This window comes from Buttiauxella massiliensis (genome assembly GCF_902500225.1).
Lineage (GTDB): Bacteria > Pseudomonadota > Gammaproteobacteria > Enterobacterales > Enterobacteriaceae > Buttiauxella > Buttiauxella massiliensis.
On the sequence record NZ_LR722664.1, the window covers coordinates 85,884 to 105,075 of the forward strand.

A 19,192-nucleotide genomic window follows, 5' to 3' on the forward strand; every position below is an offset into this window, starting at 1 on the left:
ATACCCGCTAAATATATCAGTTTATAAAATGTAATGCATTTTTGTAATACAGTCATAATTCTGAAAAAGTACTTTATACGGAATTATTATTTATCCCCTTAGTTGTTAATGCTATTTTACTCAGAATATTGCCTTGAATTTCCTTCTTATATTAACGTTTGGATTACTGCGCGCGTTTTTTGTCGCCTGTGATTTGCCATGGATGCCATAAAAGGAGTTAATTGTGTCAAGTTCTTTCCAGAATGAAGTACCTAAAGCACGTGTAAACATAAAGTTAGATTTGCACACAGGAGGGGCACAAAAGAAAGTTGAATTACCACTTAAATTAGTTGTTATGGGTGATTACAGCAACGGGCAGGAGATTCGCCCACTGTCTGAACGTGAAAAGATAAACATCAATAAAAATAACTTTAATAGTGTGCTTTCAGAATTTTCCCCCTCTATAAATATTACAGTTGAAAATACCCTTGCGGGTGATGGTTCACAAGAAAACGTCCAGCTTTCTTTCAGTGAGATGAAAGATTTTGAGCCAGAACAAGTTGCTCGACAGATCCCGCAATTAAAAGCCATGCTGGCCATGCGTAATTTATTACGCGACCTTAAATCTAATTTATTGGATAACGTTACTTTTCGAAAGGAGCTTGAAAATATCTTGAAAGACCCATCGCTGAGCAATGAACTGCGCGATGAACTTAATGCCCTCGCACCGAAAGCGTAACCCTCCCGAATTAACGGATTAACACGAGATAATGCTGATGTCAGTTAATAATGAAAATTCCTCATCCGGTACCCAGACCACTGTTCTGGATCGCTCTGAAGCTGGTGGTGTTTACGCTTCTTTATTTGAAAAAATCAACCTGAACCCGGTTTCCGGTCTGTCGGACATTAATGTCTGGCAGGACAATCAAGCGCTGGCTGATGCAACTGCTGATGAACGTGTAACCGCGGCTGTGCAGGTGTTGTTACAGCGTCTGAAAAATTCCGGTCAGAGCGTTGAAAAGCTCGATAAAACTCTGCTGGATTACCATATTGCTGAGCTGGATTTCCAGATTAGCCGCCAGCTTGATGCAGTTATGCATCACGACGATTTCCAGAAAGTCGAATCCGCATGGCGTGGCCTCAAGCACCTGGTTGACCGTACTGATTTCCGCCAGAATGTGAAAATCGAAGTGCTGGACGTATCCAAAGATGATCTGCGTGAGGATTTCGAAGACTCCCCGGAAATCATCCAGAGTGGTTTATACGCGCACACCTATATCGCTGAATACGACACCCCAGGTGGTGAGCCAATTGGTTCAGTGATTTCCAACTACGAATTCGACGCAAGTCCACAAGACGTGGCGCTGATGCGTAACATCTCTAAAGTGTCTGCTGCAGCGCACATGCCGTTTATCGCCTCTGTTGGCCCGAAATTCTTCCTGAAAGATTCCATGGAAGAAGTGGCTGCGATTAAAGACATCGGCAACTACTTTGACCGTGCTGAATACATCAAGTGGAAATCTTTCCGCGATTCTGATGATTCCCGTTACCTGGGCCTGGTGATGCCACGTGTACTTGGCCGTCTGCCGTATGGTCCGGACACGGTGCCAGTCCGCAGTTTCAACTATGTTGAAGAAGTGAAAGGCCCGGATCACGACAAATACCTGTGGACCAACGCATCATTCGCATTTGCTGCCAACATGGTGAAAAGCTTCATCAAAAACGGCTGGTGTGTGCAGATTCGTGGCCCGCAAGCGGGTGGTGCAGTGACTGACCTGCCAATCCACTTATATGACCTCGGCACCGGCAATCAGGTGAAAATCCCAAGTGAAGTGATGATTCCGGAAACGCGTGAATTTGAGTTCGCCAACCTGGGCTTCATCCCGCTGTCGTACTACAAAAACCGCGATTACTCATGCTTCTTCTCCGCGAACTCTGCACAGAAACCAGCCTTGTATGACACTGCTGATGCGACAGCTAACAGCCGCATCAACGCACGCCTGCCATATATCTTCCTGCTGTCACGTATCGCTCACTACCTGAAGCTTATCCAGCGTGAAAACATTGGTACCACTAAAGACCGTCGTTTGCTTGAACTGGAGCTGAATACTTGGGTACGTGGTCTGGTCACTGAAATGACCGATCCGGGTGACGACCTGCAGGCTTCTCACCCGTTGCGTGATGCAAAAGTTACCGTGGAAGATATTGAAGATAACCCTGGCTTCTTCCGCGTGAAACTGTATGCCATACCGCACTTCCAGGTTGAAGGAATGGACGTGAATTTATCCCTTGTTTCGCAGATGCCTAAAGCGAAAGCGTAATCAGGAGCAGGGATGAAAATTTACCGTCCATTATGGACTGACGGGGCATTTCTGGCCCCACAGCAATTTCAGCAACAATCCCGTTGGGATGCTTTTGTCGCTGAAAACGTGGCCCAGATGGGGTTGGCAAACCCGTGGGGTGTTATCGATGTGGCATTTGATAACGGCTCGTTGGCACTTTCACGGCTGAATGCACTGCGTCTGGTGATTCGCTTTCCAGATGGCACGCTGATTGACAGTGAGCTGGCGGATAATCTGCCACCGGCTTGCGATTTGTCATTGGTGGCTGATCGCGAAAGTGTGGACGTTGTGCTTGCCCTGCCGCTGTTGTCAGCTAATGGCGGTAATCTTGATGATGGGCAGGACAGTGAACGTCCTCGCCGCTGGCGACAAGAGTGGGTGACGGTACAGGAGCTTGCCGGTCATGAACGTACCGAACTGGCTGTTATGCGCCATGCCGTCACATTGCGTTTTGCTCACCAGGAAAATAGCGCATACCTGACATGTCCGGTGGTGCGCCTGCTGCGTAATGCACAAGGGCAATGGATCCAGGATGCGAATTTCATCCCACCGATGTTGCGACTGTCAGCAAGTCCCGTTGTGCTGACAGCACTAGGGGATCTTCTCCATCGCCTGCAGGCACGTCGCCGCCGTCTGATGGCCATGCGTCGCGAAAGCAATGAGCGTATGGCCGATTTCGTTGTGGCAGATGTGTCATTGTTCTGGCTGCTCAATGCATTAAACAGCGCTGAACCCGTGTTGACTGAACTTCATCAGGCGCCTTCGCGTCATCCAGAGATGTTCTATCGTGAACTGGTACGTCTGGCAGGCAGTCTGTTGACGTTCTCCCTTGAACATAAAGCTGAAGATATTCCGCTTTATCAACATCACGCACCTGAACAGGTTTTCCCGCCACTATTTACCCTGCTGGATGCGCTGCTTGAAGCCAGCCTGCCATCACGGATGGTGGCCATTGAGCTTATCCGCGAAGGGCAATTCTGGACAGGTTCGCTGCATGATGCTCGCCTGCGCGAAGGGGCTGATTTCTACCTCTCTGTTCGCTCAACTATTCCCAATCATCTATTGCAGACGCAGTTCCCGCTGTTGTGTAAAGCGGGCAGCTTTGAAGATGTATCCGATGTGGTGAACGTGGCGCTGAACGGTGTGGTGATGAAACCACTGTCACATGTTCCGGCGGCCATTCCTCTGCGTCTGGAGAACCAGTATTTCGCCCTCGATCTGAATGGCCAGGCGGCGCAGGCCATGCTGGAAGCGGGTAACTGCGCGTTCTACACGCCAGGATCACTTGGTGATATCCAACTCGAACTGTTTGCGGTATTGCGCTCATGAGCAAAATAAAACCTTCTGTCGTTGATGAGATCTTTTATCCCTGCTGGCTGATGGTCAGCCAGTTGCGAAATGGCCAGGAAATTAAGGACGGAGAAGCGTTGTATCGTCGTGCCTGCGGGTGGGTGGATGGTGCGCGTGAAGCTCTTTCTCGTAACGGGTTCAACGAAACCAGCACGGACCATATGCTTTACACCCTTTGTGCGTTACTTGATGAGAGTGTGCTGAACCGTCCGAAGCCGGACAGTGGGAACACTAAATGGCTGCAGAACCCTCTTCAGGCGCGCTATTTCAATACGCTTAACGCTGGTGAGGAATTGTGGGAGCGTATTCGCGCCGTTTTGCAGGAGCCTGCGCCCGATACTGCCGTCCTAACCTGTTTCTACCGTGCACTGACGTTAGGATTTGCGGGCCGCTACCGCGAGCAGGGCGACGAACGCCGTGAAGATGTGGTGCGTAAGCTGAGCCAGCAGGTGCCGGCTTTTTCCTCCGCTCAGGAAACCCCAGTGGTTTCCCGATCATCGCGTTTGCGCACCGGGCGCAAAACGTACTGGTTTTCGTGGGTACTTGGCGTCGCAATACTGGTCGCACTGTGGTTTTTCCTGTCAAGCACGCTCGCGAATCAGCTCTCTCAACTGGCAGGGATCAAATAACTGATGCGCAGGTTAACGCAATTCCTGTTGCTGCTGCTTGGTACCGGCCTCGCGCTGTTGCTGATTCTTGGCTTCTGGCCGCTGGGAAGGGGCAGCCGCGTGGTGCTGAGTCTGCTGGTTGTCATTTTAAGCGGTGCTGCCGGCTATTTTCAGTGGCGTAAAGACCGCAACAATAAAGTTGCCCATCAGCACATTGCGGACTCCATTCTGCCACCGGAAGATTTCCAGGGCGCAGTGGTGCTGGTTTGTGGTGACAGCGAATCGCTGTTTTCAGCTTCAGTTCTCTTCAGGGAAACCCGTCAGGGCTGGTATTTGCAGGTCAAAGCACCAGAACAACTTCCACTATTGGCACAGCATCTGGCTGAGGTTCGCCCGGCACTGATTGCCCAGATCTCCGTGCTGTTGACCGTTGTGCCGGAACAACATCAGGACGAGGACGATTTCATTCAAAAACTGCGCATCTGGCATCGTGCGATGGTGCAGTGCAAAGGTTGGCTTGCCGGGATTCCACCGATGTGGATTGGCATCTGGATTTCACCGCCAGCCATGGAATCAACTGAAACGGAACGCTGGTATACCGCCACTCCAGGTCAGAAAGCCATTCAGATGCGTGAGGCGGGGGCTGTTGTGATACCGCTGGTTGAGTGGGAGCGTGAACAAGATGGCCGCAACATTCAGGAAAAACTCAGTTCAGTTTTCTGGATTGAGAGCCTGGTGGCGTGGGCTAAGACTCACGTTCAGGATGTTCTGGCACAGCGTCAGGGAGATCTCCCGGCGCTGATTCCATGCGCATGGGGGCCTGCTTGACCCCGGTTACGGGGCGCTCCATCAATCTCTGGCAGACACATGTTGCAGGCGTTACCTCGTTGCCACCAACTGCATCTGCAAGTCAGAGTTACCTGCCATTACCAGATCTGCTGCTGCCATTTATTCCTCGCCGCCGGGGTGTCTCCCAACTGATGCAGACCTGGCAGATTGCCGGCTTACTGTGTGGGTTATTCCTGCTGTTTGCCTTGCTGGCCTCATATATCAATAACCAACGTTTAATTCGCAACGTAGGCGATCACCTGGCGTTGTATCACCGGCTTACAGGAACACCTGCATCCCCAAAAACGATTGCTCAGCAACAGTTACGTGCTGATGCCCGTTTGCTTGATCAGTGGCAACGTAGTGGTGCGCCTGTACGCATGTCTTTGGGACTCTATCAGGGGATGCGCCTCATCGCGCCACTTGAGGCCGCCATCAATAGTTGGGCTCCACCGCCTCCGCCGCCTCCGGTCATCAATAAAATTGTTCAGGGTCCGAAAACCGTGCGTCTTGACAGCATGTCGCTGTTCGATGTGGGCAAATGGCAGCTTAAACCTGGCTCTACCAAAGTGCTGGTGAGTGCGCTCGTCAATATCAAAGTCAAACCAGGCTGGCTGATTGTTGTCGCTGGGCACACCGATGATACCGGCGATGACAAGTCCAACCAGATTCTTTCCCTCAAACGCGCTGAATCAGTCCGTGACTGGATGCGTGACACCGGTGATGTGCCGGAAAGTTGCTTTGCGGTACAGGGCTACGGCGAAAGCCGTCCACTGAAACCCAATGATTCAGATGCAAATCGCGCGGTTAACCGCCGCGTTGAGATCAGTCTGGTGCCTCAGGCAGATGCTTGCCAGGTACCGGGCAAAACAACATCACCGGCTAAGGGTGATGTCACAACCTACGAAATGGAGAAGTAAACATGGCTATTCCAGTCTACCTGTGGCTGAAAGACGACGGCGGTGCGGATATTAAAGGCTCCGTAGATGTTAAAGACCGTGAAGGCAGCATCGAAGTGGTGGCGCAGGAACACAACCTGTACATCCCGACCGATAACAACACCGGAAAATTAACGGGAACCCGTATCCACACCCCGTTCCTGTTTACCAAAGAAATCGACTCTTCCAGTCCATACCTCTACAAAGCGGTAACGACCGGCCAGACGCTGAAATCTGCTGAATTCAAATGGTATCGCATCAATGACGCAGGCCAGGAAGTTGAGTACTTCAACACCAAACTGGAAAACGTCAAGCTGGTGAAAGTCGCACCAAAAATGCATGACATCAAAAATCCTGCGATGGAAAAACACAACCATCTGGAAATGATTGAACTGCGTTACGAAAAAATCACCTGGACTTACAAAGACGGCAACATCATTCATTCCGACTCCTGGAACGAACGTACTACCGCGTAAGGCAGCACTCACAGCAGACGGGAAACCGTCTGCTGTTTTTGTTTGCCCGAACGAAGCGTAGCGCGAATACGCAACTCGCCATCCGACAAAGTGTGGGCAAACAAAAACAGCAAAAAAATCATCGACCTTATGGGCCTGGGTCTCCTGCAAAGGAGAAGGCTAAGGGCGGTAGCGTACCCAATCAAGGAGCCAGCATGGATAACCAGTCAGCCGTATTACTTCGTCGTTTAAACCCGTACTGTGCCCGCGCGCTGGAAGCAGCCGCCACGCTGTGCCAGAGCCGGGCACATGCGGAAATTACTGTCGAACACTGGTTGCTTAAACTGCTGGAGCTCGGGGAGGGGGATATAACTGTGCTGGCCCGCCGTTACGAATGGGACATGGACAATATTTGGCAGAGTTTGCTGGCACACCTTGATACCATGCCGCGCTCCGTGCGTAGCCGTCCACAATTGGCCGAACTTCTACTGCATCTGATTAAACAGGCATGGCTGATTGCTTCGCTTGAAGACGACGATGCACAAATCCGCAGTCATCATCTGCTTGCGGCGTTAACTGATAAACCGTCAATACTGGTCTGCGACAGCTTGTGGCCGCTGCTGAGTCTCTCCCGCTCGCAGCTTGAGCGCCTGAAACCGCTGTTGGATGTGCAGTCAGATGAACGTGCTGAACTGCAACAGCAAGAAAGCCTGAACCGCGAACCGTCCTCACTTACGGAAGAAAAACCGACCAGTGTTTCCGGCAACACCCTGAGTGAAGCACTACAGGCTGCACTCGATAAATTCACTCTCGATGTAACAGCCAAAGCGCAAGAAGGGAAAATCGACCCGGTCTTTGGCCGCGACAACGAAATCCGCCAGATGGTTGACATTCTCTCGCGCCGCCGTAAAAACAACCCGATTCTGGTGGGCGAACCGGGCGTGGGCAAAACCGCGCTGGTCGAAGGCTTGGCGTTGCGCATTGCCGAAGGCAATGTGCCGGACAGCCTAAAAACCGTCAGCCTTCGTACTCTGGATCTTGGCCTCTTGCAGGCGGGTGCAGGTGTAAAAGGCGAATTTGAACAGCGCCTGAAAAACGTCATCGACGCGGTACAAAACTCCCCGACCCCAGTGCTGCTATTTATCGACGAAGCGCACACCATCATCGGCGCAGGCAACCAGGCGGGCGGGGCAGATGCCGCAAACTTGCTGAAACCAGCACTGGCACGTGGCGAATTGCGCACTATCGCGGCCACCACCTGGTCTGAATACAAACAGTATTTCGAGCGTGATGCTGCATTGGAGCGCCGTTTCCAGATAGTTAAGGTAGACGAACCGGATGATGAAATGGCCTGCCTGATGTTGCGCGGCCTGAAATCCCGTTACGCGCAACATCACGGCGTGCATATTACCGATGAAGCTGTGAAAGCCGCAGTCAGTCTGTCGCGCCGCTACATCACGGGCCGCCAGTTGCCGGACAAAGCGGTTGACTTGCTCGACACCGCATCTGCCCGCGTGCGCATGAGCCTCGACACGTTACCGGAAGAACTCACCCGCCTGAAAGCGCAAATCACCGCGCTGGAATTGGAAAACCAGGCGCTGCTGGAAGATATCGCGCTGGGTAGCAACAGCCATGGCGAGCGCCTGGAGCAAATTGAACAACAGACTGCTGCGTTGAACGAACACCTCGCCGCGCTGGAAACCCAATACCACGCGGAAAAATTGCTCACCCAGCAACTGCTCGAAGTCCGCCTGGACATCAGCCGTCAGGCCGTCGCCAATGCGCTGCAACAGCAACTCAAAGATTTACAAGGTAGTGCTCCACTGCTGTCGCTGGATGTGGATGTGCGCACTGTCGCCACCGTGATTGCCGACTGGACCGGCGTGCCGCTGACCAGTCTGCTGAAAGACGAACAGACCGATCTGCTGATGCTGGAAAACCACCTCGCCAACCGCGTGGTCGGCCAGGACACGGCGCTTATCGACATGGCACAACGCCTGCGTGCCGCGAAAACCGGACTTACGCCAGAAAACGGCCCGCTGGGCGTGTTCCTGCTGGTCGGCCCGAGCGGTGTGGGTAAAACCGAAACAGCGCTGGCGCTGGCTGACAGCCTGTTCGGCGGCGAGAAATCCCTGATCACTATCAACTTATCCGAATACCAGGAAGCGCACACCGTTTCCCAGCTTAAAGGCTCACCTCCAGGCTACGTGGGCTACGGCCAGGGCGGCATTCTTACCGAAGCAGTGCGCAAGCGTCCTTACAGCGTGGTGCTGCTTGATGAAGTGGAAAAAGCGCACCGCGACGTGATCAACCTGTTCTACCAGGTGTTTGACCGTGGCTTTATGCGCGACGGCGAAGGGCGTGAAATCGACTTCCGTAACACCGTGATCCTGATGACCGCCAACCTTGGCAGCGACCACATCATGCAATTGCTGGACGAACAACCGGAAGCTTCAGATGGCGATCTACAGGAATTACTGCGACCGATACTGCGCGAACATTTCCAACCCGCTCTGCTCGCTCGCTTCCAGACGCTGATTTACCGCCCACTGGATGCTAAAGCGTTAAGAATCATTGTGGAAATGAAGCTGGCGCAGGTCGCGAAGCGCCTGAAAAACCATTACGGCCTGCAAACAACCATTGACGAAAGCCTTTACGACACCCTGGTTGCCGCCTGCCTGCTGCCGGACACTGGCGCGCGCAACATAGACAGCCTGCTCAACCAGCAGATTTTGCCGGTACTCAGCCAACAACTTCTGCAACGCAAAGCCGGGCAACAGAAAACCCACAGCCTGGCGCTGGGATGGGATGAAGAAGACGGGATTGTGCTGGAGTTTGGTGAGCAGTAACGGAGGTTTCAGATGGTCGATCAATTAAAAGAAGGCGGGGCTCGGTTACTGACTTCCGGAGAGATTGCTTTAGCAAAAACGGTATTTGGTTCCACCATAGATTACAGCATGGTGTGGATCCACAAGGAAAGCTATCTGCCTTTTGATCCGCAGGATAAGAATACTGCGATGACGCCAAACGGTGAGCTGTATTTTCGTGACTGGTACAGGGATGACTTATCTGCAACGCTTCCTTTCTTGCAACATTTGAATGAGCCATGTCTGGCAACGGACGAAAGGGATGAATGTTATAGGCAGGGGCTTGATCAGCTGGATGGTGAGCTATCGATGTAGGCTTGATGGGGATATCAGCGAAACTGTCATCCGGCAGCGGTATAAAGACACTCTGCGGGGGTTCCCTTGGTGAAAAGAAAAAAAACTCGCCTTTTACATACAACACTTCTCTTTTCCAGTCTGACAACACTGGCTGGTTGCCCTGGGCCAGGCGACAGATTGCAACCTGATGAGGAAGCCCACGTCAGCATGATGAGTAATAGAGTATGTTTTGAAATCGGTGATGCAGACAATTATCAACTTTCAGCTCTTGCTATTAGCCCCAGAGGTACACCTTTTAATCAACAGAAATTTATGTTCGGCTCTGATTTGAAAATAGCTGATGGGAAGTTGTGTATTCCTCCATCCTTCTGGCCTTTGCCGGATAAAGGACAATTTATTGTCAGATACATTCTGACATCTGCAACACAGAGTTCTGGCCCCCGAAAAATTGTTACAGGAGTTGAAGTTTCGAATGGACAAGTTTTTGGCATCTCATTAACGGATCAAGAGGCTTTGAGATAACTTTCAACACCTGTTTATCCACGAGATGAGCCATGTCTGGCAACGAGCCAGAGGGATGAATGTTATCGGGAGAGGCCTGGTCAGTTGGATGGTCAGCTATCGCTATACCCTTGATGGCGATATTTCTGAACCAGTGATACGTAAACAATACAAAAACGCATTACGGGGTTTCCCATGGTGAAGACGACAGGCTTTCGTGTGTTATGGCCTGCTTGTTCGCTTGCCTTGTGTTTATTGATGCTGACTGGATGTCCGGGGCCGGGCGACAGAATGCGTTTTGATGAAACAGCACAGGTCAGTCAGCAGGGGGACAATGTATGTTTTAACATTACAGATGCTCGGGATTATCAGCCCGCAAATATGGGGATTAATCCCCGCAGCACACCTTCAAAAGAAAAGAACTTTAATTTCTCTCCAGGCCTTACTGTAGCGGATGGGAAATTATGTATTCCACCTTCTTTTTACCATTTCCCGGATAAGGGACAGTTCATCATCGAGTATCTATTAATTTCAAAAGAATATGATGAGCCGCGGAGTTTCGTTATCACCCTGGAAATAAACGGCGGGCATATTTATAACGTGACACCGACCGAAAGAGAAATATCCCTGCCATATTGTCGCTATGTGATGGACAACTCAGTCGGTACCTGTCAACTGTAAATTATAGAAGCGCTGAGAAATCTTGAGGGGTAAATATCTTGAGCTATACAGAGGCATGGTCAGAACAACATTAAGTTGTGAACTGCCGCATTGATGGAGGGTATGGGATTGCTATAAACGGGTACATGGTTTGGTGAGCACCTTTAAATAAAGGATACTGGCTATGGATAGTGCAAAAAAACCAGGATGAAAAAAATAATATTAGCAATTCCTTTGTGCGGTTTATTAACTGGTTGCCCCGGGGGAGAGCATGAAGGAAAGGAAATCGGGGGATTTAAACCATTTTATGTAGATAAAGGAAGGGTATGTTTTAGTTTAGATAAGAGGGATGTATTAAGTCGTTATAGTTTATATTCTAACTATGATGGTGAAAAAAGGCTTGCTGTTAACGAGGGGCTTAAATTTTCTTACCCTGATACCTGTATAAATGTCATTCTTGATAGCGGCTATCGGTATTCATCAAGCTATAATCTGAATGGTGTTAACTACCATTACGAATTTTTCATCGATAATAACTGGAATGTAAAAGGGTTAAGGCGATAAACAAAATGACACAGCTAGGTCCGCTGTGAAACTTTCTATAAATTCGCCTGGTTAAAGTAAAATACCGTTAATGATAAGAATGTTTATTGAATTAGCCAGTTTCAAATAATGCCGTTACAACCAAATCCATATTAATAACCTAACGTTAGGCTACTATCATTTAAGAGCTATATAACGTAACGGCAAGTGTATAACTGTGGCACTGAACAGTCTATGGAAAGTATAAAGAAAAATACCAGTTATGGAGATTTTATTGTGAAACACTGGCAGCGTTTTAGCCAGCTCGTCAGGTGAACTACTAATGAATAAAGGTATACTTATCGGTCTGTACGGAATATATGCTTTGGGTGTGTCGCTGATGCTATTATTCTCTGGCAGTAAATATGACTGGATGTCAGATGTTGATCCTGCAGTCGTATCCGGAACTATTGAAGATAATGCAGGCAATCGATATATTTTTCTGATCCTGATTTTGTTTCTAATAATTTTAATGCAAATTTTCTTATTTATCAAATCTAAAAAACTCACAGGGAAATTTCTTTCGGTCTTGTGGATGATAGTTGCTATTATTATTTTTTTTACGAGTTCAACGACTATATAAAATTAAAGATGAAATTTTTGTGTTCTACAGATACAACTGGGACAGCTAAATCTTGTAATAATGAATGTGTTTATTTTAATGTTTGGAATTATAGTGAACTAATTGTGATATATCCCTGATTGATAACAAGGAGCAAATTTCATGAGTTCGCCTGATACTTTGAATACACTAGTTTCAATGACTAATACAAGCATGAATCGTTATCGTCTTGATATTACCTCATGTTCATTTCCGCTGGATGTAGAGAATTTCAGTGGTAACGAGGTATTAAGTGAACTCTATTGCTACTCCATTTATTTCACCAGTACTAATAGGAATATAGAACCCGAGCAGTTAGTGCGTAAACCTGCAACTCTGACGATGGGTACTTGTTTACTACAGAGCCTGACTGAGCATTAAGGCAGCAGAAATTCAGAACATTCTTTTAAATAAAATAGAGATTAGTTTATGAGTAAGCGTAGTGACATAATTGAGCCTTATGAATGGACCAATGACCGCAGGACTGGGCTTGTCTATAGTGAAATCCTTGGCTGGATTGATATTGGACACGCTCAGGGTACTGATATTATCAGTTTATTGGCTGACTTTCGTAAAGGGGAGTCGAGTAGCAATTGCAGTTATCAGATAACTTATAGCCAAAAAATGTTTGTCCATAAAAAAACATTTGGGACAGGGAAGTTTGTACGTTGGGAAATAAGCAAAGGCCTTTCGGTAGAAGAAATCCACAGTATAGCTTTATCAATGATGTTAACTACGGCCTGCCTTTTTGAAAACTACCAGTCACAGTGGTTTTTTAGTTGGCATACTGATAGTGGATTTAGTGGGGAAGATTTAACATCTGATCTATTGGGGTTTTATAGGGCAATTTTACCGTCGAATTATCAATCCAGGCTCCAACTAATTAGTAAGCAGGATGCATTAAAGCGATGGGATTATTATGGTCCTATTGGGGGTTATAAAAACAAAGGATTTTTACCTTTATTATTTCCCAATCCGGAAAAGCAATGTGTTTCTGGGAAACCCTATAAAGGTAATTTACCGGCGTTTATGACATGGATACATCCCTTCTGTGATTTAAACTCCGGTAAGGTGAAAATTTTGACGAACGATGGTACGCACTATTCATTTATGAGTGACCAGTAATATGTCTCTATCCAAAAAAATAATTGTCCTGGTTGTTCTTATTCTTGGGGGGGTATCTCTATATGTACTTATTCCAGAGGCAGGGGAGAGAGAATATAAACAAAGTGATTTGTACAGTTACTATATGTTTACTGATAATGAAATAAAGAAAGCTCCAAGAATATCAAGTAAATACTCATTTTCATATGTGGCACCTGATGGTGGGCAAAGAGAAATGAGCATCATAACCTTCATAGGTGGGGATTCCATGATACTTGGACAATATCTCTCCAGTCTTGGTTTTTCACTGTACCGGGTACAGGATAATGGTCGTGAAGAAATATGGCTAAATTCAGAACGAGACGGAGTTGTGTTTTATCTGCGGCATGATAATCAACTAAAAAAAATCAGTCTCACTAAGGCTATTGTCTAATTCAATAATCTATTTATCCTATATCTTAATGTTATTAAGATTGAATATTATTGTTCATTCAATTATTCCGGTGTATTAATTAGCATTTGATGATAATTACATAACTATGGATGTTTGGATTTTAATCAAGGAGTAAGTTCAATGAACCTGACGAATACAATCAAATCAATGGTCACCGAAACGACAATTAATCGCTATCGATTAGATATTCCTTCCTGCCAATCATTACTTGATGTCGTAGATTTTAGTGGTAAAGAAGGGGTAAGCAGTTTATATCGATACATTATTCATTGCACCTCAGAAGAAAAAAACATTCTTAACTCCTCGCTGCTCCGTCAGTCTGTCACACTTACTATGGGTACCGGGCCATTAATGGCCATCAGTGGAGAGAAAATTGTTCATGGTGTGATAACACATTTTCAACGCATCAGTGGTTCCAAGGATCAGGCAACATATCAATTAATTATTGAACCGTACTTGTCATTACTTAGCAATCAGTTCCGTACACATCGATTTTTTGTCAATAAATCTGTTCCAGAAGTCATCGAGCAGGTACTTATTGAGCATGGACTCAAAAGCTGGGAATATGAATTTTCATTAAAGCAGACATATCCAAAGCGCGAGCAGATAAACCAGTATCAGGAAAGTGACCTGACGTTTATTCAGCGTTTGCTGTCAGAGGTAGGAGTATTTTATTTCTTCACCTTACAACCTGATACACAAACCGAAGTAGTACATTTTGCAGATAAGCAGAGTGCTTATGAGTTCGGCAAAACACTGCCACTGAATAGTCCATCAGGTATGAACGATAATGATGTTGAATCAGTCTGGGATATACATGTTCAGCATAATGTCGTTTCTTCATCAGTTACGACGAAAGACTATAACTACCGTGAAGCTCAGAAAGTATTGCAATCCGCAAGAGCTGACATGACTCGTGGTGACGGTGAAGGTTCTACCTACGGCGAAGTTTATCATTACAAACCCCGTCATCTCGATACGGGGGATAAACTCGACCCAACAGCAGAAACAGGTAACTTTCTTGCTCGTCTCGATCATGAGCGCTTTCTCTCGTCACAAATATTGATTACCGGCATTTCGAATGATGCCAGGCTGCGCCCTGCTCAGGTACTGACCATAAGTGAAGATACCGTAATACCAACACTCCCTGCCGGTACGGAAAACGGCATTGTCATTATCAGCACGGCGTTCACAGCTAGCCGAGAAGACTCGCTTCAAATTTACTTTCATGCCGTTCCCTACAGCGAAACCCTGTGCTGGCGCCCACCTCTGCTGGGCCGCCCTCAGGTCAGCGGCACCATGATGGCGCGCGTGACCAGCGCAAAAGCCAACGATATCTATGCCTGGCAGGACGCATCCGGTTTGTACCGGGTGAAATTCGACGCCGACCAGGACGACAAAGCGCAGGGCCAGGAAAGTATGCCTGTGCGTCTCGCCAAACCCTACGGCGGCGATGTGTATGGCATTCACTTCCCGCTGATTCAGGGTACCGAAGTGGCGATAGCTTTCCACGACGGCGACCCCGACCGCCCGTATATTGCTCATGCCCTGCATGATTCACGCCACACCGACCACGTCTCGGAAGCGAACAACACCCGCAACGTGGTGCGCACCCCGGCGAACAACAAGCTGCGCATGGAAGACAAGCGCGGCGAAGAGCATATCAAGCTCAGTACCGAGTACGGCGGCAAAACCCAGCTCAACATAGGTCACAACGTGGATGGAGCGCGGGCATTGCGTGGTGAAGGGGCTGAACTGCGTACGGATAAATGGGTGACCGTACGCGGTGGTGCAGGCGTGTTCATTACTGCAGATGCACAGACCTCTGCTGGCGGGATGATGCTGGAAATGTCTGCTGCACTGAGTCAGTTACAACAAGCGCAAAGCCTTGCTGAGTCATTAAGCAGTGCCGCAGAGACAGCGAAAGCTGAGCTTGCAGACCTACAAACTCAGAAGGCTTTACTGAGTGATGCGCTGACCGAACTTAAAAAGTCAGCATTGCTACTTTCTGCTCCTGAAGGAATCGCTCAAGTCACACCTAAAACCATACAGCTGTCAGCCGGAGAAAACATTACGGCAACGAGTGGGGGAAATACAGATTTCAGTATCCTCAAGAAACTGACTGTAGCTGCCGGGGAACGTATCAGCTTGTATGCACAGAAGCTGGGCATCAAGCTGTTTGCCAGTAAAGGGAAAGTGGAGATTCAGGCTCAGAGTGATGAAATGACCCTGGATGCGCTGAAAGATATTCGTATCAGCAGCAGTGAAGGAAAAATCATTATCAGTGCCAAAAAGGAAATCATCCTGACAAGCGGCGGAGGATATATTCGAATTGCTGACGGTACTGTTGAATGCGCAGCGCCGGACAAAATCATAGAACGCGGAGCTGTCTGGCAGAAGTTCGTTGGAAAGAGTATCACTCAGGCGGCACAGGAATGGGAGAGCGCTGATTTTGCTGTTACGCCGGAAGTTCGCTGGCCATATGATGATTCACCTGTAGCGGGACAAATGATCCGGTTAGTCAGTGGAGATGGAACTGAGCAGACATTGACCACGGCTTCATCCGGAAGTGCTCCAAAGCAATCTGGCGTGAATGTGGATTCATTTAAAGCTTATTTACAGGATGAGGAATAAAAGATGGCTGGAATAAATAACCCTACTAATGTGGTACCAGAAGCAAAAGAAAAAGATGCAAAAGCTGTTATTTACAAACTGCCTAATAGAGTCATTCCTGTAATATTTCTACCTGGTGTTATGGGGAGTAATTTAACTGGGGCTGATAAAAAACCTCTCTGGCGATTAGATTCAACTCTTAGTACTGTTTGGGACTGGTCAATGAAGGGGGCTGAGGATCGGAAACGCCTGCTACATTATAAAAGAACATCAGTCGATGATGACGGTGATGTCGATGAAGAAGACCATATGGAGAAGTTACTATTTTCGTCGAGAAAAGAGCGAAAATGGGGAGAAGCAGGGTATATGAGTTACGGAGAATTTTTACCCTGGCTTCAGAAAGCACTGAATGATCATGCTGAAATGCAAGAAAATAAGCAAACAAATAATGGAAAATTAACGCAACGTGAAAAATTAGCAAATCACAATCTGAAAGCTGAAATCGGCGAGGCAAATCTCACGCAAGATGAAATAGCATTAAGCTATAAATATCTATTCCCTGTACATGGTGCTGGATATAACTGGCTGGCATCGAATGTTGATTCCGCAACACTACTTAATAAAAGAGTGACGGAAGTAATTCATAAATATAATAGCCGTGGAATGTTATGTGAAAAAGTTATCCTGGTCACTCATTCTATGGGCGGACTTGTTGCTCGTCATTTCTCCGAAAATATGAGTGGCAGCGATAAAGTATTAGGTATTGTGCATGGAGTTATGCCCACTTTAGGTTCACCCACGGCATACCGCAGAATGAAGGCCGGAGAAGCAAGCAGTGCGGGGATAGTTCTTGGAAATACGGGGGCGAAGATGACTGCGGTATTAGCACAATCCCCCGGCCCTTTAGAACTGTTGCCTGGTAAATCTTATGGTTCAGGCTGGTTGCAGATAGAGGGGCTGAAAGAAGGATTACCAAAAAATGGTAATCCATTCACGGAAATATATAAAGAAAGAAATGCCTGGTGGACATTATGTGAGGATCGCTTTCTTAACCCGGAAGATAAAAAAAGAGATAATATTTTATTAGATGCAAGCTGGAGTGAGTATATAAATATAATAACTAAAGTTGAAATATTTATAAATAAACTAGATGGTAAGTTCAATAAAAACTCTTATTCATTTTACGGGCGCGGTGGAAAACATAGCGATTCTAAATTTAGGAGTGATTATCTTTCCTATGCAAAAGTATGTTGGAAATCCAACGTTCATGGTTGGCATGACAAAAGTAAAGGGAAAGATTTTTCGATATTAGCATACAAGGGTGTGATTGCTGATAGATATCTGGAAGAAATTACGGATGCCCGTACAGTCATACTGACTACCGATCAAAATAAAGCTAACTGGTTAAGTAAAGAGTATATTATTTCTCCAGCGGAGGATTCTGGTGATGGTACTGTTCCTGTACAGGCTGCAAAGTTTACAGACAGTGGACTGAAAGCGATGTTGGGTGTTGAAGTATCGCATGAAGGAGCCTATAAAAAGAAAGGCGACAATCCAACTGATGACGCCCGGTTATTCACCCTTCGTTCAATAATTAAGATTGCGCAGGAAGTTAAAAACACCACGCTGGCCTATCGATAATGAAAAGGAAATACTTTCTTATATTGACTCTAATTATCACCTCGATATACGGTATATGGGTCTACAATCATAAAGCAGCATCACCTTTCCAAACTAAATTATCCAGAGAAGAGAAGATTAAAGTGAGTATATTATTACAAAATATGAAAACACGCTGCGTCGGTCGCTATCTGGTAGATTTTCCCGAAGCATATATGCCGTCAGAAAAAAGTATTATCACAGTCAATGATAGTGAAATAACTACCAAACGTATGTATGCACCTGCTTTTGAGCAAAGTATTCACTTGCGTGAACGGGAATTAGTATCTAAAAAAACCATTTCTTCAATTGATATGCCATATCTAAAAAACATATATAAATTACCAGATGGGTTAAATGGTGTCATTTTTGAACGTGTAGAGCAAGAAACTTATGATGATGTGTTCAGAGTGCTTGAAGCTCATCTTTATAGCAATGGTGTGGCTATAAAGATAGAACTGGCTGCAAAAAATGGACTTGATAAACGTTATGATGATTACCGAAAATCATCCCCGAAAAATTATGAAAATAATGTGCCAAATAAATTGGCAGAACTTAATGATTTACTCGTTAGAATCCAAGGGCGAGCAGAGGATGAAATTCCGATGAAACCGGGTAACTGCATTCAGAATGCATTTATACTCGATAATAATAAAGATAGAGAAAGTATAGATATGCTTTATGAAAGTAATAATACCAGCCAGTTACGATTTGGGATATCGACCAATAATTTTATTCAGGAAAAGGATAGTCTCTTAGAACGAAGTGGAGGGATAGTAAGTAATTTATTATCGGTTAATGGCTCTTTGCTACGTCAAGGTGTACGTAATATAAATGGACTTTTTACTGAGGAGTTGTTAGCAAAAGGCAAGTATTCGGAAAAGAATGATAATGACCGTTATGATTTTATTATGCTAACAAATGAAAAAACGGGTAGCTATAAAACCCCTGTCTTTAGCCTTGAACTTCTCAACGAAGAATGGATTCCTTCACCTTATAATCAAGATGAAATTGTCAGTTTCTGGGATGCAATAAGTCAAACGTTAAGAGTCAGGCCCGGGGCATTTTAAATATTCACACACAATAGCTGATTCCCTTTAAAGTATTGTCACGAGAAGAAGAACTGAATTTATAATTGAAGATTACTGATACAGTATAGATTCTAGTTGTTATGTTTTAAATTTTATATTGAATAAACATCAGTGGGTTATTTTATTTTTACTGAGCGATGCGCTGACCGAACTTAAAAAGTCAGCATTGCTACTTTCTGCTCCTGAAGGAATCGCTCAAGTCACACCTAAAACCATACAGCTGTCAGCCGGAGAAAACATTACGGCAACGAGTGGGGGAAATA

General features: G+C 46.6%; 15 protein-coding genes and 4 pseudogenes. All 19 read left to right on the top strand.

What is annotated here, in order from left to right; genetic code table 11:
* The first annotated feature begins 223 nt into the window (after positions 1-223).
* A complete protein-coding gene (gene tssB / locus GC128_RS19925; protein ID WP_151995760.1) occupies positions 224-718 on the top strand; it encodes a type VI secretion system contractile sheath small subunit in 495 nt (164 codons plus the stop codon).
* A gap of 31 nt (positions 719-749) precedes the next feature.
* Positions 750-2,300, top strand: coding sequence for a type VI secretion system contractile sheath large subunit (gene tssC, locus GC128_RS19930; RefSeq protein WP_151995761.1), 1,551 nt, complete (start codon positions 750-752; stop codon positions 2,298-2,300).
* 12 nt (positions 2,301-2,312) lie between these two features.
* Positions 2,313-3,650 carry a type VI secretion system baseplate subunit TssK gene (tssK, locus tag GC128_RS19935; protein WP_151995762.1) on the top strand — a complete coding sequence of 446 codons (1,338 nt, stop codon included), beginning with the start codon at positions 2,313-2,315 and terminating at the stop codon, positions 3,648-3,650.
* Positions 3,647-4,300, top strand: a complete 654-nt coding sequence (tssL, locus tag GC128_RS19940) for a type VI secretion system protein TssL, short form (RefSeq protein ID WP_151995763.1) — start codon at positions 3,647-3,649, stop codon at positions 4,298-4,300. The genes tssK and tssL overlap by 4 nt, the downstream gene beginning before the upstream one ends.
* Before the next feature lie 3 nt (positions 4,301-4,303).
* A pseudogene (locus GC128_RS19945) lies at positions 4,304-6,027 on the top strand (OmpA family protein).
* A gap of 2 nt (positions 6,028-6,029) precedes the next feature.
* Entirely contained in the window at positions 6,030-6,521 is a 492-nt protein-coding gene (gene hcp / locus GC128_RS19950; protein ID WP_151995764.1) for a type VI secretion system effector Hcp, read from the top strand.
* A 194-nt stretch (positions 6,522-6,715) separates the two neighbouring features.
* A complete protein-coding gene (gene tssH / locus GC128_RS19955; protein WP_151995765.1) occupies positions 6,716-9,349 on the top strand; it encodes a type VI secretion system ATPase TssH in 2,634 nt (877 codons plus the stop codon).
* 12 nt (positions 9,350-9,361) lie between these two features.
* Positions 9,362-9,755: pseudogene (locus GC128_RS19960) on the top strand (type IV secretion protein Rhs).
* The gene (locus GC128_RS19965; RefSeq protein WP_151995766.1) at positions 9,752-10,186 is read left to right on the top strand and encodes a putative T6SS immunity periplasmic lipoprotein; all 435 of its coding nucleotides are present in this window, start codon (positions 9,752-9,754) and stop codon (positions 10,184-10,186) included. The pseudogene GC128_RS19960 and the gene GC128_RS19965 overlap by 4 nt, the downstream one beginning before the upstream one ends.
* A pseudogene (locus GC128_RS23175) lies at positions 10,185-10,367 on the top strand (type VI secretion protein); the annotation flags it as partial. The gene GC128_RS19965 and the pseudogene GC128_RS23175, both read left to right, overlap by 2 nt.
* Positions 10,361-10,846, top strand: a complete 486-nt coding sequence (locus tag GC128_RS19975; RefSeq protein WP_226812198.1) for a putative T6SS immunity periplasmic lipoprotein — start codon at positions 10,361-10,363, stop codon at positions 10,844-10,846. The pseudogene GC128_RS23175 and the gene GC128_RS19975, both read left to right, overlap by 7 nt.
* 186 nt (positions 10,847-11,032) lie before the next feature.
* Positions 11,033-11,389, top strand: coding sequence for a putative T6SS immunity periplasmic lipoprotein (locus GC128_RS19980; RefSeq protein ID WP_151995767.1), 357 nt, complete (start codon positions 11,033-11,035; stop codon positions 11,387-11,389).
* Between the two features lie 301 nt (positions 11,390-11,690).
* The gene (locus tag GC128_RS19985; protein WP_151995768.1) at positions 11,691-11,990 is read left to right on the top strand and encodes a hypothetical protein; all 300 of its coding nucleotides are present in this window, start codon (positions 11,691-11,693) and stop codon (positions 11,988-11,990) included.
* A gap of 447 nt (positions 11,991-12,437) precedes the next feature.
* On the top strand, positions 12,438-13,133 hold the full coding sequence (locus GC128_RS19990; protein WP_151995769.1) for a hypothetical protein: 696 nt from the start codon (positions 12,438-12,440) through the stop codon (positions 13,131-13,133).
* 1 nt (position 13,134) lies between these two features.
* A complete protein-coding gene (locus GC128_RS19995) occupies positions 13,135-13,545 on the top strand; it encodes a hypothetical protein (RefSeq protein ID WP_151995770.1) in 411 nt (136 codons plus the stop codon).
* A 141-nt stretch (positions 13,546-13,686) separates the two neighbouring features.
* Complete coding sequence (locus GC128_RS20000; RefSeq protein WP_151995771.1) at positions 13,687-16,200, top strand: type VI secretion system Vgr family protein; 2,514 nt, start codon at positions 13,687-13,689, stop codon at positions 16,198-16,200.
* Positions 16,201-16,203: 3 nt separating this feature from the next.
* Complete coding sequence (locus GC128_RS20005; protein ID WP_151995772.1) at positions 16,204-17,820, top strand: esterase/lipase family protein; 1,617 nt, start codon at positions 16,204-16,206, stop codon at positions 17,818-17,820.
* Between the two features lie 122 nt (positions 17,821-17,942).
* Positions 17,943-18,908, top strand: a complete 966-nt coding sequence (locus GC128_RS20010; RefSeq protein ID WP_226812202.1) for a T6SS immunity protein Tli4 family protein — start codon at positions 17,943-17,945, stop codon at positions 18,906-18,908.
* Positions 18,909-19,056: 148 nt separating this feature from the next.
* Positions 19,057-19,192, top strand: a pseudogene (locus GC128_RS20015) (DUF2345 domain-containing protein); the annotation flags it as partial.